Origin of the sequence: Mycobacterium gordonae (assembly GCF_001417955.2) — a bacterium.
GTDB lineage: Bacteria > Actinomycetota > Actinomycetes > Mycobacteriales > Mycobacteriaceae > Mycobacterium > Mycobacterium gordonae_B.
Window position 1 is genome coordinate 72,400 of record NZ_LKTM01000079.1, and the last position, 15,747, is coordinate 88,146.

General features: G+C 66.9%; 14 protein-coding genes. 9 read left to right on the plus strand and 5 right to left on the minus strand.

Annotated features, from left to right (window positions below; all coding sequences use genetic code 11):
- The first annotated feature begins 226 nt into the window (after positions 1-226).
- From AO501_RS09515 to nrdE, 3 genes are read left to right on the plus strand one after another with little or no spacing between them, the layout of a single operon-like run.
- Entirely contained in the window at positions 227-466 is a 240-nt protein-coding gene (locus AO501_RS09515; RefSeq protein WP_055577476.1) for a redoxin NrdH, read from the plus strand.
- A gap of 40 nt (positions 467-506) precedes the next feature.
- The gene (gene nrdI, locus AO501_RS09520) at positions 507-980 is read left to right on the plus strand and encodes a class Ib ribonucleoside-diphosphate reductase assembly flavoprotein NrdI (RefSeq protein ID WP_055577477.1); all 474 of its coding nucleotides are present in this window, start codon (positions 507-509) and stop codon (positions 978-980) included.
- Entirely contained in the window at positions 950-3,115 is a 2,166-nt protein-coding gene (gene nrdE / locus AO501_RS09525; protein WP_197419808.1) for a class 1b ribonucleoside-diphosphate reductase subunit alpha, read from the plus strand. Before nrdI ends, nrdE begins: the two co-directional genes overlap by 31 nt.
- A 20-nt stretch (positions 3,116-3,135) precedes the next feature.
- Here nrdE and AO501_RS09530 read toward each other — a convergent pair whose 3' ends face one another.
- Positions 3,136-3,747, minus strand: coding sequence for a hypothetical protein (locus AO501_RS09530; protein ID WP_055577478.1), 612 nt, complete (start codon positions 3,745-3,747; stop codon positions 3,136-3,138).
- 279 nt (positions 3,748-4,026) lie between these two features.
- Between AO501_RS09530 and AO501_RS09535 the strand changes: the two genes are divergently transcribed.
- Positions 4,027-4,770 (plus strand): TetR/AcrR family transcriptional regulator, encoded by a 744-nt coding sequence (locus AO501_RS09535; RefSeq protein ID WP_156452429.1) that lies wholly within the window; start codon positions 4,027-4,029, stop codon positions 4,768-4,770.
- A 133-nt stretch (positions 4,771-4,903) separates the two neighbouring features.
- Positions 4,904-6,445, plus strand: coding sequence for a flavin-containing monooxygenase (locus AO501_RS09540; RefSeq protein WP_055577479.1), 1,542 nt, complete (start codon positions 4,904-4,906; stop codon positions 6,443-6,445).
- Here the strand turns inward: AO501_RS09540 and AO501_RS09545 are convergent.
- A complete protein-coding gene (locus AO501_RS09545) occupies positions 6,434-7,327 on the minus strand; it encodes an SDR family NAD(P)-dependent oxidoreductase (protein WP_156452430.1) in 894 nt (297 codons plus the stop codon). The two genes, AO501_RS09540 and AO501_RS09545, sit on opposite strands and share 12 nt — an antisense overlap.
- A 101-nt stretch (positions 7,328-7,428) precedes the next feature.
- Here AO501_RS09545 and AO501_RS09550 point away from each other — a divergent pair, with 101 nt between their 5' ends.
- The 4 genes from AO501_RS09550 (at position 7,429) to nrdF (ending at position 10,977) form a co-directional block, all read left to right on the plus strand.
- Positions 7,429-8,007, plus strand: a complete 579-nt coding sequence (locus AO501_RS09550; RefSeq protein ID WP_055577481.1) for a TetR/AcrR family transcriptional regulator — start codon at positions 7,429-7,431, stop codon at positions 8,005-8,007.
- Positions 8,008-8,039: 32 nt separating this feature from the next.
- Positions 8,040-9,077, plus strand: coding sequence for a YncE family protein (locus AO501_RS09555; RefSeq protein WP_231752420.1), 1,038 nt, complete (start codon positions 8,040-8,042; stop codon positions 9,075-9,077).
- Between the two features lie 27 nt (positions 9,078-9,104).
- Positions 9,105-9,878 (plus strand): alpha/beta fold hydrolase, encoded by a 774-nt coding sequence (locus AO501_RS09560; RefSeq protein ID WP_055577482.1) that lies wholly within the window; start codon positions 9,105-9,107, stop codon positions 9,876-9,878.
- A gap of 124 nt (positions 9,879-10,002) precedes the next feature.
- On the plus strand, positions 10,003-10,977 hold the full coding sequence (gene nrdF / locus AO501_RS09565; protein ID WP_055577483.1) for a class 1b ribonucleoside-diphosphate reductase subunit beta: 975 nt from the start codon (positions 10,003-10,005) through the stop codon (positions 10,975-10,977).
- 54 nt (positions 10,978-11,031) lie between these two features.
- Here nrdF and AO501_RS09570 read toward each other — a convergent pair whose 3' ends face one another.
- From AO501_RS09570 to AO501_RS09580, 3 genes are all read right to left on the minus strand, one after another.
- The gene (locus tag AO501_RS09570; RefSeq protein WP_055577484.1) at positions 11,032-11,667 is read right to left on the minus strand and encodes a cutinase family protein; all 636 of its coding nucleotides are present in this window, start codon (positions 11,665-11,667) and stop codon (positions 11,032-11,034) included.
- 44 nt (positions 11,668-11,711) lie between these two features.
- Positions 11,712-14,768 (minus strand): IniB N-terminal domain-containing protein, encoded by a 3,057-nt coding sequence (locus tag AO501_RS40125; RefSeq protein WP_156452433.1) that lies wholly within the window; start codon positions 14,766-14,768, stop codon positions 11,712-11,714.
- 278 nt (positions 14,769-15,046) lie between these two features.
- On the minus strand, positions 15,047-15,616 hold the full coding sequence (locus AO501_RS09580; protein ID WP_055577486.1) for an Rv0340 family IniB-related protein: 570 nt from the start codon (positions 15,614-15,616) through the stop codon (positions 15,047-15,049).
- Positions 15,617-15,747 lie beyond the last annotated feature (131 nt).

Genomic DNA, 15,747 nt, shown 5'->3' on the forward strand with positions numbered 1-15,747 from the left:
GCAGATCCCAGGTTCACCAAGTCCCGATCAGGTTCCGACCGACCAGGCGGGGCGTGATGAACTTCCCGGAATCGGACGGCGCAGCTCGAGCAGGGTCAGCTCGAAACCAGCGCCCGCCCGATGGGAATCTGGGGGCTCGCCGGGGCGCTGAATATAGCGCGGTTGTGCCAATCCAGTCGTTGCCAGTCTTATCAACCCCCCTCATCCGCAAAGGAGCGGTACGCCCATGAGCATCACCGTCTACAGCAAGCCGGCCTGCGTGCAGTGCGTCGCCACCTACAAGGCGCTCGACAAGCAGGGCATCGACTACCAGAAAGTCGACATCACCCTGGACCCCGAGGCGCGCGACTACGTAATGGCGCTGGGCTACCTGCAGGCACCCGTTGTGGTGGCCGACAACGCACACTGGTCCGGTTTCCGGCCCGACCGCATCAAGGCACTCGCCGAAACGGCGCTGAGTGCGTAGTTCGTAACCGGATAGATAGAAGGAAGGGTTGCGGTGCCCGATGGACATCTCAGATATCGCGGGTACCAACCTGGTGTACTTCTCCTCAGTGTCGGAGAACACCCACCGCTTCGTGCAGAAGCTGGGTGTTCCCGCCACGCGGATACCGCTCCACGGCCGCATAGAGGTGGACGAACCGTACGTGCTGGTGCTACCCACCTACGGTGGCGGGCGGGCCACTCCGAACATCAATGACGGTGGCTACGTTCCCAAGCAGGTCATCGCCTTTCTGAACAACGAGCACAACCGCTCGCTGATCCGCGGCGTCATCGCTGCGGGCAACAACAACTTCGGTGCCGAATTCGCCTACGCGGGCAACGTGATCTCCCGCAAGTGCGGTGTTCCGTACCTCTACCGCTTCGAACTCATGGGTACCGAGGACGACGTGGCCGCCGTTCGCGCAGGCCTCGCTCAGTTCTGGGCTCAATATTGGAAGGAACAGACGTGCCACCAACCGTCACTGCAGAGCCTGTAACCGCCGGCGTGCACGGGTTGCCCGACGAAACGGACTACCACGCGCTCAATGCCAGGCTGAATCTGTACGACGCGGACGGCAAGATCCAGTTCGACAAGGACGTGCTGGCCGCGCGTCAGTACTTCCTGGAGCACGTCAACCAGAACACGGTCTTCTTCCACAACCAGGACGAGAAGCTCGACTACCTGATCCGCGAGAATTACTACGAGCGTGAGGTTCTCGACCAGTACTCACGTAACTTCGTCAAGAGTCTGCTCGACCGCGCCTACGCCAAGAAGTTCCGCTTCCCGACCTTCCTGGGCGCGTTCAAGTACTACACCTCCTACACGCTGAAGACCTTCGACGGGAAGCGTTACCTGGAGCGTTTCGAGGACCGCGTCGTGATGGTCTCGCTCACCCTGGCCGCCGGGGACACCGGGCTGGCCGAGAAGCTGGTCGACGAGATCATCGACGGCCGGTTCCAGCCGGCCACTCCGACCTTCCTGAACTCGGGCAAGAAGCAGCGCGGCGAGCCGGTTTCGTGCTTCCTGCTGCGCATCGAGGACAACATGGAGTCGATCGGGCGATCCATCAACTCCGCGCTGCAGCTCTCCAAGCGTGGCGGGGGAGTTGCGTTGCTGCTCAGCAACATTCGTGAGCACGGCGCGCCGATCAAGAACATCGAGAACCAGTCCTCGGGTGTCATTCCGATCATGAAGCTGCTCGAGGACTCCTTCTCCTACGCTAACCAGCTGGGTGCCCGGCAGGGCGCCGGCGCGGTGTACCTCAACGCCCATCACCCCGACATCTACCGCTTCCTGGACACCAAGCGGGAGAACGCGGACGAGAAGATCCGGATCAAGACGCTGAGTCTGGGCGTGGTGATCCCGGACATCACCTTCGAACTGGCCAAGAAGAACGAGGACATGTACCTGTTCTCGCCCTACGACGTCGAACGGGTCTACGGCACCGCGTTCGCCGACATCTCGATCACCGAGAAGTACTACGAGATGGTCGACGACGGCCGCATCCGCAAGACCAAGATCAAGGCCCGCGAGTTCTTCCAGACGCTGGCCGAGCTGCAGTTCGAGTCCGGGTACCCGTACATCATGTTCGAGGACACGGTGAACCGGGCCAACCCGATCGAGGGCAAGATCACCCACTCGAACCTGTGCTCGGAGATCCTGCAGGTGTCCACGCCGTCGTTGTTCAACGACGACTTGTCCTACGCCAAGGTGGGCAAAGACATTTCGTGCAATCTGGGGTCGCTGAACATCGCCAAGGCGATGGACTCGCCGGACTTCGCGCAGACCATCGAGGTGGCGATCCGCGCGCTGACCGCGGTGAGCGACCAGACCCACATCACCTCGGTGCCGTCAATCGAGCAGGGCAACAACGACTCCCACGCGATCGGCCTGGGTCAGATGAACCTGCACGGCTACCTGGCTCGCGAGCAGATCTTCTACGGCTCCGAGGAAGGCGTCGACTTCACCAACATCTACTTCTATACGGTGCTCTACCACGCGCTGCGCGCCTCGAACCGCATCGCGATCGAACGCGGCACGCACTTCAAGGGTTTCGAGAGGTCCAAGTACGCCTCGGGTGAGTTCTTCGACAAGTACACCGAGCAGGCCTGGGAGCCCGCCACCGACAAGGTGCGCCAGCTCTTCGCCGATGCCGGCATCCGCATCCCGGACCAGGACGACTGGAAGCGGCTCAAGGAGTCGGTCCAGACGCACGGCATCTATAACCAGAACCTGCAGGCGGTGCCGCCCACCGGGTCGATCTCCTACATCAACCACTCGACGTCGTCGATCCACCCGATCGTGTCCAAGGTGGAGATCCGCAAGGAAGGCAAGATCGGCCGCGTCTACTACCCGGCTCCCTACATGACCAACGACAACCTGCAGTACTACCAGGACGCCTACGAGATCGGCTACGAAAAGATCATCGACACCTACGCCGCGGCCACCCAGCACGTGGACCAGGGGCTGTCGCTGACGCTGTTCTTCAAGGACACCGCCACCACGCGTGACGTGAACAAGGCGCAGATCTACGCCTGGCGCAAGGGAATCAAGACCCTCTACTACATCCGGCTGCGCCAGATGGCGCTGGAAGGGACTGAGGTCGAGGGCTGCGTGTCCTGCATGCTGTAGGGCAATCCGGGTCAGGGATTTCAGCCACCTGGGCTGCTCGTCGCGGCGAACCAAGCCGTGGTCACCGAGTGCGTCTGCGGGGGTGGGAAGTGCGCGTCGCCGGCTCCGAGTGGACCCACCTTGACCGTCCACAGCGGCTGGGACCGATCGATAGGCGTCGAAGCGTCGTCGGTTGCCACCAGGACGACGTCCTTTCCGCTGCATCCGTAGGCGCCGACCAGGCCGTCGTCGCGGCCACCCCAGGCACCGCCGTTGCGCAGTCGACACTGCACACCGTCGTCCAGCAGCAGCGCGAACGGCTGCGGCAACGACACCGGCTGGATGGAAGGCGGCGGTTTGGTCGCGGTCACCCGGTGAAGTTCCTTTTTCCATGGATCGCCGACGCACAACAGGGTCGGTGCAGTCGATTTCCAGCACACGTCGGCGCCCGCTGCTGATGGTGAGCATCGATAAATGCCGGGGTCGACCGCTGAGGGCGAGGCGTCACACATCTCGACGGTGCCGCTCACTTCTCCGGTTGTCGCGTCGCGGTAGCCGTTGGCGGGTTGTCCGTTGACGACCGCCACTACGTTGATGACCTGCGTTCTGGCGGCCGCGGGCGCGGAACTTGCAGCGCTGGGCGACCCCACCACCGAAGAACTGGGAGGTGTAGCCGTGTTAGAGGTCTGGCATGCGGTAACGGCGGCGGCGACGACCACACAGGCGGATATGGTTGCGCGGCGTGGCGATCGGAGTTCACGGGCGGCGAGTCGCATTCTGTGCATTTGGAGATTCTGCGCTACGTGTCTTCCGGCCGACAGCGAATCCCACGACGCCCAATGCGCGTGTCGCGTTGGCCAATTCACCCTCGGCTGGGCCGTGAGTAGCCGGTCTGCGCAGGTCAGCGGCTCCCAAGCGGTAAGGTGCATGACGTGGTGAGAATGCCTCGACCCGCTTTACCCCACCCGAGCGCGAAGCCCGGTGTGAAAGTTGACGCGCGCAGCGAGCGTTGGCGCGAGCACCGCAAGAAGGTGCGGGCCGAGATCGTCGACGCCGCCTTCCGCGCCATCGACCGCCTCGGTCCGGAGTTGAGCGTGCGGGAGATCGCCGAGGAGGCCGGCACCGCGAAGCCGAAGATCTACCGCCACTTCACCGACAAGTCCGACCTCTTTCTGGCCATCGGGGAACGACTGCGCGACATGCTGTGGGCGGCGATTTTCCCGTCGATCAACCTGGCCACCGACTCGGCCCGCCAGGTGATAAACCGGGCCGTCGAAGAGTTCGTCACCCTTCTTGACCAGCACCCCAACGTCATGCGGGTCTTCATTCAGGGCAGTTCCAGCGCCCAGTCCAAGGCCACGGTCCGGACCCTGAACGAGGGCCGCGAGATCACGCTGACCATCGCCGAGATGTTCAACAACGAGCTGCGCGACATGGAACTCGACGCCGCCGCACTCGAGCTCGCCGCGTTTTCGGCGTTCGGGTGCGCCGCGTCGGCCACTGAATGGTGGCTGGGTCCCGAACCCGACAGCCCACGCTCGATGACCCGCGAGCAATTCGTCAGCCAGCTGACCACCATCATGATGGGCGTCATCGTCGGCACCGCCGAAACGCTCGGCATCGCGATGGACCCCGACAAGCCGATCCACGATGCGCTGCCGGCCGCCCTGCCGTGAGCTGAGCCTCAGCAACGTTGACATCGTCCTGGGTTTCCATGACACTCGGATATATCCGATACCCCGGGTACTGGGTATCTGCGTCTCAATGAGCACGCCCGCCCTCTAGCGGCCACAACAGGAGAGATCCACCATGACCGACGTCGTGACCTCGGCTACCGAATCCGCCGAGAAACCGCAGTCCCAGCCGACTCACACCCGCACCCTGATCATCGGGACCGGATTCTCCGGCCTCGGCATGGCCATTGCGCTGCAGAAAGAAGGCGTGGACTTCATCATCCTGGAAAAGGCCGATGATGTCGGCGGCACCTGGCGCGACAACAGCTACCCCGGCTGCGCGTGCGACATCCCGTCGCATCTGTACTCATTCTCCTTCGAGCCCAAGCCGGACTGGCGGAACCCCTTCTCATTCCAGCCCGAGATCTGGGACTACCTCAAGGGCGTCACCGAGAAGTACGGGCTGCGCCGCTACATCGAATTCAACTCGCTGGTCGATCGCGCCTACTGGGACGACGACGAGTACCGCTGGCACGTGTTCACCGTCGACGGGCGGGAGTACGTGGCGCAATTCCTGGTCTCCGGAGCCGGCGCTTTGCACATCCCGTCGGTCCCGGAGATCGAGGGTCGCGACGAATTTGCCGGTGCCGCTTTCCATTCGGCGGAATGGGATCACAGCGTCGACCTGACCGGAAAACGGGTGGCGATCATCGGCACCGGTGCCAGCGCAATCCAGATCGTGCCCGAGATCGTCGGGCAGGTCGCCGAACTTCAGCTCTACCAGCGCACCCCGCCCTGGGTGGTGCCGCGGTCCAACCCCGACATTCCGCCGACGCTGCGCGCGGCCATGGAGAACGTGCCGGGACTGCGCGCGCTGACGCGCCTGGCGATCTACTGGGGCCAGGAAGCACTCGCCTTCGGCATGACCAAGCACCCCAACGCGCTGAAGTTCATCGAGGCGTACTGCAAGTGGAACATCCGGCGTTCGGTGAAGGACCGCGAACTGCGCCGCAAGCTGACGCCTAAGTACCGCATCGGCTGCAAGCGGATCCTGAACTCGTCCACCTACTACCGTGCGGTGGCCGACCCGAAGACACAGCTGATCACCGAGGGCATCACCCGGATCACCCGCGACGGCATCGTCACCGCCGACGGCCGCGAACACAAGGCGGACGTGATCGTGTATGCCACCGGCTTCCACGTCACCGACTCCTACACCTACGTCCAGATCAAAGGTCAGCGCGGTGAGGACCTGGTGGACCGGTGGAACCGGGAAGGCATCGGGGCCCACCGCGGCATCACCGTCGCCGACGTGCCGAACCTGTTCTTCCTGCTCGGGCCCAACACCGGACTGGGCCACAACTCGGTGGTCTTCATGATCGAGTCGCAGATCCGCTACGTGGCCGACGCGATCGCCCAGTGCGACAAGAGGGGTGCCCAGGCGCTGGCGCCGACCCGCGCAGCGCAGGACCGGTTCAACGCCGAACTGCAGGAGAAGCTGTCCGGATCGGTATGGAACAGCGGTGGCTGCAGCAGCTGGTACCTCGACGAGCACGGCAAGAACACCGTGCTGTGGGGCGGCTACACCTGGCAGTACTGGATGGCCACCCGGTCGGTGAAGCCCGAGGAGTACCAGTTCCTGGGAGCAGGCAAGAAGTCTCGCAAGTCAGTGGCGTGACAACTGCCGTTGCGGGCGGGGCGCGCTGTCGGCAAACGAGCGCAGGTTGCGGCGCACAATACGGTCCAGCAGCCGGTCGGGTAGCACCCGGCTGAGCCGCACCAGGACGGCGGCGTCGCGACCGATGGTGTAGCGGGTGCGGGGACGAGATGCGGTGGCGGCCCTGGCGATAACTCGCGCGGCCTGTTCGGCTGGCACGCCGGTCTCGATGAACGACCGCGCCTGCGCCGTCACTGCCGCATTGAGCCGGCCGTAGCGCTCCAGCTGTGCTGCGCTCAGGGTCGCCGTGAGTTCCTCCGCCGTCGCGATCCCGCGCTCCGGCATCGCCGTCTTGACCGCGCCGGGTTCGACGACGACCACCTTGACCCCCAGTGCGGCGACCTCCCGCCGCAACGCATCGCTGGCGGCCTCGAGGGCGAACTTCGAGCCCGCGTAGGCGCCGTAGGTCGGCAGCACCACCTTCCCGCCGACCGAGCTGATGTTCGCCACGGTTCCTGAGCTGCGCAAAAGCGCGGGAAGCAGCGCCTGGGTGATCGCGATGTGGCCGAACAGATTGACCTCGAACTGGCGGCGCCACTGCGCCAGCGGAAGCGTCTCGACCGGTGAGTTGATCGCGATCCCGGCATTGTTGATCAGCGCACGCAGCGGGCGCGGGTCGCGCTCGACCCGATCGGCGATCGCGGCCACATCGGCATCGACGGTGATATCCAGGATGTGCGGCTCGATCCCGTCCGCGCGCAGCGCGTCAGCGTCGATATCCCGTCGCACTCCGGCCAGAACCTGAAATCCTCTGCGCGCCAGTTCCTTTGCGGTGGCCGCCCCCATGCCGGTGGACGCGCCGGTCACGACGATCAGTTCATTGCGTTGCTCGGATGATGTCACGGCGGCCTCCGTTGAGTCTGTAATTTGAGTTGACGCTGTCATCTCAAACTAGCAGTTAAGTTGACGTTGTCAACTCAAGTGCGGCATATGCTCGGCGGGTGATGTCACGAGCGGAGAGTGCGGCGGCCACGCGCCGGTCGCTGCTCGAGGCCGCGGGGGCGTTGCTCGACCGCGGGGGAGTCGAGGCAGTGACACTGCGTGAGGTCGGCGCCCGCTCTGGTGTGTCCCGTTCGGCGGCCTATCGCCACTTCGACGCCAAGGAATCGCTGCTCGCGGAGATCGCGATGAATGCACTGAACGAACTCGGTGATTCACTCGAGGTGCTGGCCGCCGGTGACCCTTCGCCCGAGGAGGCGTTGCGGTCCGCGCTGCTGTCGCTGATCAATCTCGGTCGCGCACGCCCGCATCTGTATCGCCTGATTTTCACCACGCCGCCGGCTGATATCGCCGCCGCGGCGCAGGCGGGGGAGCGCACGCAACATCTGTTTCTCGACATCGTCGGTCGCGTCACCGGCCCGCAACAGGCCAGGCGCTACGGCGCGCTCCTGCTGGCCAGCGCCCACGGGATCGCGGGCCTGGATCTGAGCGGCCATCTGGATCTCGACAAGTGGCACACCAACGCGGAAGAACTCGTCGACACCATGATCGCCATGCTCTCGGCCGCGACGGGAGATACGTGAGGTCTGGAAACCGTTGCAGGGCAATCCCTTTGGTGGGCGGACTCGGCGCGACGTTGCTGCTGGTGACCGGTTGCGGTCATCCAGGCAGTGCGCCACAGGCGGGTTCGGCGTCCGTGTCAACCGAGGGCAGTCGCCCGCCCGACGCGGGACTGCCCTCGGCCGCTGAACCGCGTGAAGCCCCGCCACCCGTTGCGGGCCCGGTGGGCCGGACTGTCGCGGTGGGACGATCGCCCGAAGGTATCGTCGTCGACGCGCAGACCCGGACCGTCGCCGTCGCCGTGCGCGGCCCCGACGAGTTGGTGCTGCTCAACGCCGACTCGGGCGCCGTCACCGGCCGGGTGCCACTTCCGGGATCAGTCCGCCATCTGCAACTCGCCGCTCCCGGTGGTCCCGTGTTGGTGCCGGTGGAAACCGCCGACGTCTTGATCCGCGTCGACCTGCCGCAAGGCAAGGCGGGGCCGGCCATTCATACCGGTGCGCATCCCCACGACGCGGCCGCCGCATCCAACGGCACGGTCTTCGTCGCCAACGAACACGGCGGGACGGTGGCCGTGCTCCGCGGCGATCAGATCGTCAAAGTGTTCGCCGACAGCGTCCAGCCGGCCGGGACGGCGCCGGTGGGGACATCGATGGGGGTGTTGGACGTGCGCAAGAACGACCTCACCGTCTACGACGCGGAACGGCTGACGATCGTGGGGTCGGCACCGGCCGGTGCGGGACCGACGCACCTGGTTGCAGACCGGCACGGCCGGATGATCGCCGCCGACACCCGCGGAGACGCGGTCCGGGTGTTCCTGCCGTTGTCCACGCCGCACGAGGTAGCTGTCGTGGCGCAGCCGGGCGGGCCGTACGGCATCGCCTACGACGGGACACGTGACCGGCTCTGGGTCGCGTCGTCAGGAACCAACGAGGTCGTCGGATACGACATGAGCGATGCGAATCCTCATGAGCTGCAACGTTTTCCGACGGTGCAGAATCCGTACACCGTCGGCGTCGACGCGACAACCGGGCGGTTGTTCGTGGCCGGGGTGACCGGTGGTGTGGTGCAGATCATCGACGCCGGCGCTTGAATCGGCGGCGTCGGGGTACCCGCGGGAATGCATTTCGTTCGCCGCGGTCAGGGCAAGCCGCTGCTGCTCGTCCACGGACTAGGATCGAGTTGGCGCAACTGGGATCTGGTGCTGCCGGCGTTGTCGGCGCAGCGGGAGGTGATCGCGGTGGATCTGCCCGGGTTCGGCGAGAGCGCGCCGATGGCGGGGCCGGTGACCATCGCGTCGCTGACCGATTCCGTCGAGGCGTTCATCGGCGAACACCGGTTGGGCGATGTCGACATCGTGGGCAGTTCCATGGGTGCGCGCATGGTGCTGGAGATGGCCCGGCGCGGACATGGCGGAACGGTCGTGGCGCTGGATCCGGGCGGGTTCTGGACCGACGGCGAACTGAAAGCCTTCGGCCTGACGGTCGGCGCCTCGATCGGGTTGGTGCGCCGCATCCAGCCGTTGTTGCCCACGCTGACCCGCAGCCGCGCGGGGCGTACGGCCTTGCTGTTGCAGTTTTCGGCCAAGCCGTGGCGGTTGCCGGCCGATCTGGTGTTGCAGGAACTGCGCAGCTTCGCCCGGGCGACACGGCTCGACGAAGCGCTGGACGCACTGGTGCACGGGCCCAAGCAGCAGGGCGCGCCCGCCGGGTCGTTGCGCGGCAGGGCGGTCATCGGGTGGGGTCGCAATGACCGGGTGACGCTGCCCCGCCAGGCCCCGCGCGCCCAGCAACTCTTTCCGGATGCGACTGTGCACTGGTTCGGCGATTGCGGGCATTTTCCGCACTGGGACCAGCCCGAACAGGCGGCCGAGCTGATTTTGGCGACGACATAGCGACACGCCGCAAAACACAACTTATTGTGTTGCGCCGGCATGTCGGACACCAGGGGTAGTGTTTGAGGCCTAAGCACGTCCGGCGCTGCCGGCAGCCAAATCGGCCTGGTGAAGTGGGGTTTCGGTGAGTGGAAATGCAAAGCTGATCGACCGCGTTTCGGCGATCAACTGGAACCGTCTGCAAGACGACAAAGACGCAGAGGTCTGGGACCGGTTGACCGGTAACTTCTGGCTGCCCGAGAAGGTGCCGGTGTCCAACGACATCCCGTCCTGGGGCACCCTGACCCCCAGTGAGAAGCAGCTGACCATGCGGGTCTTCACCGGCCTGACCATGCTGGACACCATCCAGGGCACGGTCGGCGCGGTCAGCCTGATCCCCGACGCGCTGACTCCGCACGAAGAGGCGGTGTACACCAACATCGCGTTCATGGAGTCGGTGCACGCCAAGAGCTACAGCCAGATCTTCTCCACCTTGTGCTCGACCGCAGAGATCGACGACGCGTTCCGCTGGTCGGAGGAGAACCCGAACCTGCAGCGCAAGGCCGAGATCGTGCTGCAGTACTACCGCGGCGACGAGCCACTCAAGCGCAAGGTGGCCTCCACCCTGCTGGAGAGCTTCCTGTTCTACTCCGGGTTCTACCTGCCGATGTACTGGTCGAGCCGGGCCAAGCTGACCAACACCGCTGACATGATCCGGCTGATCATCCGCGATGAGGCCGTGCACGGCTACTACATCGGTTACAAGTACCAGCGCGGCTTGGCCCTGGAAGACGAGGCCAAGCGCGCCGAGCTCAAGGACTACACCTACGAGCTGCTGTTCGAGCTGTACGACAACGAGGTCGAGTACACCCAGGACCTTTATGACGAGGTCGGGCTCACCGAGGACGTCAAGAAGTTCCTCCGCTACAACGCCAACAAGGCGCTGATGAATCTCGGCTATGAGGCGCTGTTCCCGCGCGACGAGACCGACGTGAACCCGGCGATCCTGTCGGCGCTGTCACCGAACGCCGACGAGAACCACGACTTCTTCTCGGGTTCGGGGTCGTCGTATGTGATCGGCAAGGCCGTGGTGACCGAGGACGAGGACTGGGACTTCTAAAGCTGCGCCGTAGTACGACGCGTATCCGGATGAGGTAGGGGCCGGGTCGAAGAGCTAGAGACGGCTGGCCGCGAAAGCCGCGGCCTGGTTGGTCATGCCGGTTTGAACATATGCCACGTGCGCGTTCCCGTTGCGGCCCTCGGAGCAGATCGGGTCATCCGGAACGCAGAGGTTGATCGTCTTGGAACTGTAGAGCGGGCTGATCGTCGGGAGCTGGCCGCCGCCCAGTCTCCTCGAAAATGCGCTCTGTGGATTACCGAAAACGGCGACTGCGGCGACATGATCGACGACCCCCGCCAGGTCGTTGGTGGCCATATCAATGACGCCCGCACCCTGCGAATATCCACCGAGGACCAGTCTCGTGTCGGGGCAGCTCGCGGCCATGGATTCCACATGGGCCCGCGCATCATTGGCGCCGGCCGCCGAACTGCTGGCGAACGCGTTGGCGGCCGGGTAGTTGACCGGATACACCCCTACTGATCGCCTACCAGCCTGCGACCGAAGCGAATCGATGAATGACAGTCCGACACCGCCCACTCCGGGAGGTTCATCAGTGCCGCGTGCGAAGGTCACCTCGACATCGGGGCAGGCGGCGGCTGCTGCGTAGCGTGCCGTGACGAGCCCGCCGGCCAGCGCCGACGTCGTGACCGCTGCCACCCCGAAGATGCGAGCGAGGCTGCCTCCACTCATCACTCGATGGTGACACAGCGGGCTATGGACGAGCGGTGACTTGCTCAGGGGCCGCCCGCGCCGCGGGTACCGCCGAAGCCGCCGGAGCCGCCGAAACCGCCATTGACACCGAATGGTCCGGTGCCGGCAACGCCCGCCGATCCACCAGTGCCGGGGCTACCCGCGGCTTGCGAGCCGGTACCGCCGGTGCCGCCGTCGCCGCCCATACCTCCACTGCCGCCGCTACCGCCTTGGATGGTGCCAAGCCCACCCCGGCCCCCGGTACCGCCGAAGCCGCCTACGCCTCCGAAGCCTCCGCTGCTCACGGCGCTGGAACCGCCCATTCCGCCGGCGCCGCCGAGCCCACCTGTGCCACCGACGTAGCCGATCGGCCCCGTGGCCCCGGTGCCACCCTGGCCGCCGAAGCCGCCCACCCCGCCGGAACCGCTACTGTGGCCGCTGAAGGTGGTGCCGCCGCCGGTACCGCCTTGGCCGCCCGTTCCACCGGTACCCGCGGCACCTGCGCTGCCGGACGCGCCGAGCCCGCTGCCGGCCGCGCCCCCCATGCCGCCTTGGCCGCCGTAGCCGCCCATGCCTCCCGTGCCGGCGTTGTTGCCGCCGTCGTCCGCGGCGGCCGCTCCGCCGGTTCCTCCGGTGCCGCCTTGGCCACCTTTGCCGCCGGTGCCGTTGGTCGCGCCGAGCGCGGCATCACCGCCGGGGCCACCTTGGCCGCCGACGCCGCCTTGTCCACCGGTGAAACTGGTGTTGCCCATCGCACCGCTGAGTGCATTGGCGCCCTGGCCGCCCTGGCCACCTTGCCCGCCGTTGCCGGCCACGTGTCCGCTGATCGCGGTAGCGCCGCCTTGCCCGCCGGTGCCACCGGCCCCACTCGAACCTGGGTTGCCCATGAAAGCACCGGTCCCGGCCTGACCGCCTTGGCCGCCTCTGCCGCCGGTGCCGCCGGCGGTGGCGCCGTTGATGCCGTCGTCGGCGTAGCCGGTGCCGCCTTGCCCGCCCCGGCCACCGTCACCGCTGGCACCGGGGTCGCCGGCCTGTCCGCCGGCGGTACCTGTGCCGCCTTGGCCGCCCTGGCCTCCCGCGCCGCCGTCGCCGCCGTTGCCACCGGGATTGCCGATGGTGCCGGACGCCCCTTGTGCGCCGTTGCCGCCGGCGCCGCCTTTGCCGCCTGCGCCGGCCGGCCCCGAAACCCCTTTGCCGCCGGCCGCGCCGCCGCCACTGCCTCCCGGTCCGCCTACCCCGTTGGTGCCGCCGGTGCCGCCGGCGCCGCCCGCGCCGGCGTTGTTCGTGCCGTCATCGTTGTAGCCGTCACCGCCGGTGCCACCCCGGCCGCCGAAGCCGCCCATGCCGCCGCTGCCGTTGACCGCCCCCGCGATGGCGTCTCCGCCCTGGCCCCCTTGGCCGCCGATGCCGCCCTGGCCGCCCGCAGCGGAGTTAGCGCCTTGGCCGCCCTGCCCGCCCTGGCCGCCCCAGCCGCCTTCGCCGCCGAAAGTACCGATGAAGGCGGTGCTACCGCCGGTGCCGCCGGTGCCGCCCGTGCCGCCGGTGCCCGCGGTACCCGCGGTGGCGCCCGGGACGGCCGTGCCGCCTTGACCGCCTTGGCCGCCCGATCCGGCCCAGCCGCCGTTGCCGGGGCGGTTGGTGCCGTCGTGGGCGGACCCGACGCCGCCCTGACCGCCCTCGCCGCCTTGACCGCCGGCGCCGCTGGTATGCCCCGCGGTGGTGGTGGCGCCGCCTTGGCCGCCTTGGCCGCCGTCGCCACCGTAACCGCCGGTGCCGCCGGGACTGGCGAAGGTGCCGTCTCTGCCACCGGTACCCGGAGCGCCACCGAGGCCACCTTGGCCGCCGGTGCCGCCGACGCCGCCGGCGGTGGCGTTGTTGCCCCCGTCGTCGTTGTAGCCGTTGCCGCCGTTGCCGCCGTCGCCGCCGTTGCCGCCGGAGCCACCCCAGCCGTTGAGGCCGCCGTTTCCGGCGCCGCCCTGGCCGCCCTGGCCGCCGGGGGCTCCGTGGTGGCCGGCGCCGCCCGGATTGCCGACTGTCGCAGATGCGCCCTGGGCGCCGGCGCCACCGGTGCCGCCTTGGCCGCCCAGTCCACCCCAGCCCGCCGGGCCGGTGACGCCGCCGTAACCGCCTGCTCCCGCCGCGCCGCCTCTGCCGCCGGTACCTCCGGGCGTGGCGTTGTTGCTGCCGTCATCGGCATAGCCGGTGCCGCCCTGCCCGCCCCGTCCGCCCTGGCCGCCCATGCCGCCGTAGCCCTCCGCACCACCGTTGCCAGCGCCGCCGTGGCCGCCCTGGCCGCCTGCTCCTCCGTCGCCGCCGACACCGACCTGGCCACCGAGACCGATACCAGCCTGACCACCAATCCCGCCGCCGAGTCCGACACCAGCGCCGCCGCCGATACCGCCGACTACGCCGGCCTGGGCACCAATCTCGGCTTGAACACCGAACTCAACGCCGGCCTGCGCACCTACGCCCACTCCGGTTCCGATCCCGGCGCCAAGTCCGGCACCAACCTGCGCACCGATGCCGGCTTGCACTCCAAAACCGACCCCGAGGCCGGCCTGGGCTCCGACTCCGACACCGGCGCCCACACCACCGGTCGGCTCGACGAACGCCAGACCGGGAGCCGCGCCGACAACACCGGTCTGCACACCCAATCCGGTCTGACCGGCCAACCCGGCGTTGAAACCACTGGCCAGCCCCACTCCGACGTCGGAGGCAACCGCGCCGGCCAATCCCACACCGGCGTCCGCTGCGATCAGGCCCGCGTCCGTGGCAACGAGACCGGCGTCGTTGGCCACCAGTCCGGCGTTGCCAATGATGGGACCGGCGTCTTGCGCGATGAAACTGGACACGACGCCCGGATCCGCCGACGGGATCGCGAATCCATGCTGATCAGCCACCGCCTGCTGCAGGGCACCGATCGGGTCGCCGGAGGAAACGACCGCGCCCGGGACTGCACTCGCGACCGCCGAGGAGACCTCGGCGGGAGAGACGTTGATCAGCCCGGCGTTGGTCATAGCCTGTCCAGGAGCAGCGACGAAAGATTGCGCAGCCTCTTCACTGCGGAACAGGCTCAGGATGTAGTCCACTAGCGAGGTCATCTTCTTTTCCCTTCAATCAAGACCGTGAAGTTGTTCGCCGAAGTGACCGGCGCTCTGTCATAAACCGTATGGATTTCGCGGCTCCCCCAAATCGGGGTCGGTACCCCCAGCCGGGGGAACACCTATCGGGATAGCTAGGGCCGCCCCATTAGGGGATTAGGGGAAAAGCGGGACCCCCAATCCCGCGCTGAAACCACCCCCGTTTGCAGCATTTACGCACGTCAAACACTACTCGTCGACGGTCGGGGCCGCCAGACGGATCGGTAATGAAACGAAGATCAGCCGTGCAATCCGTCGATGCCGAAGCCGTGGTGATCAGGCTGTCCCTCGTGCGGATGGGCGTCCGGGTGGATCACGGAGTGGTCCCATATGCCCGGGTCGCTGGCCGGAAAGCCGCCGTGGTCGAACGCAATTTCTGGCGCTCCACCACCTATGAGCAGCGGTGATGGTTCAGGATGCCCAATCGCCGCTGCGGGTGGACCCGCAACCGCATCGGCCGGCAGGTGCGCCGCGGGTTGGTTGATGACGCCGTCGAATCCACCGATGGCCGCGTGCTGAGGCGCCACAGCAGCCGGCGGATGTGGCGCGAAGGCATCGAATGCCGCCGTTGCCGCACCACTTGCCCACACATTGCCGTGATCAGCGACGGGCATTCCGGTGGCAGCCCCTGTAGGTCCACCCATCGACAGCGAATCCGACACCATCGGGATCAAGTTGTTGACATCGACGCTGGTCACGTCGGTAAGGTGCGCGTCGGCAATGGCCTGGGCGGGGTTGGCGGCGTAGCGCGCAGCGACTTCCGGATCACGCACAAGTGAGATCACGAAATCGAGCAACGAATTAGCCATCACCCATCTCCCTATGGCAAACGCCCGCCGAATTCAGCACTAGCAAGATGCTATCCGCTGCGCAGACACCGGTGTTCGGTGCGAACCCCGCCCACCCCCGGCGCCCGTTAGGGGGTGGGCGGGGTTCGCAC

What these genes read in the sequence shown, in the direction of transcription:
- AO501_RS09560 (WP_055577482.1), top strand. Translation starts at nt 9,105, where the DNA reads ATGCATTTCGTTCGCCGCGGTCAGGGCAAGCCGCTGCTGCTCGTCCAC.
- AO501_RS09570 (WP_055577484.1), bottom strand. Translation starts at nt 11,667, where the DNA reads ATGAGTGGAGGCAGCCTCGCTCGCATCTTCGGGGTGGCAGCGGTCACG.
- nrdI (WP_055577477.1), top strand. Translation starts at nt 507, where the DNA reads ATGGACATCTCAGATATCGCGGGTACCAACCTGGTGTACTTCTCCTCA.
- AO501_RS09580 (WP_055577486.1), bottom strand. Translation starts at nt 15,616, where the DNA reads ATGGCTAATTCGTTGCTCGATTTCGTGATCTCACTTGTGCGTGATCCG.
- AO501_RS40125 (WP_156452433.1), bottom strand. Translation starts at nt 14,768, where the DNA reads ATGACCTCGCTAGTGGACTACATCCTGAGCCTGTTCCGCAGTGAAGAG.
- AO501_RS09550 (WP_055577481.1), top strand. Translation starts at nt 7,429, where the DNA reads ATGTCACGAGCGGAGAGTGCGGCGGCCACGCGCCGGTCGCTGCTCGAG.
- AO501_RS09515 (WP_055577476.1), top strand. Translation starts at nt 227, where the DNA reads ATGAGCATCACCGTCTACAGCAAGCCGGCCTGCGTGCAGTGCGTCGCC.
- AO501_RS09540 (WP_055577479.1), top strand. Translation starts at nt 4,904, where the DNA reads ATGACCGACGTCGTGACCTCGGCTACCGAATCCGCCGAGAAACCGCAG.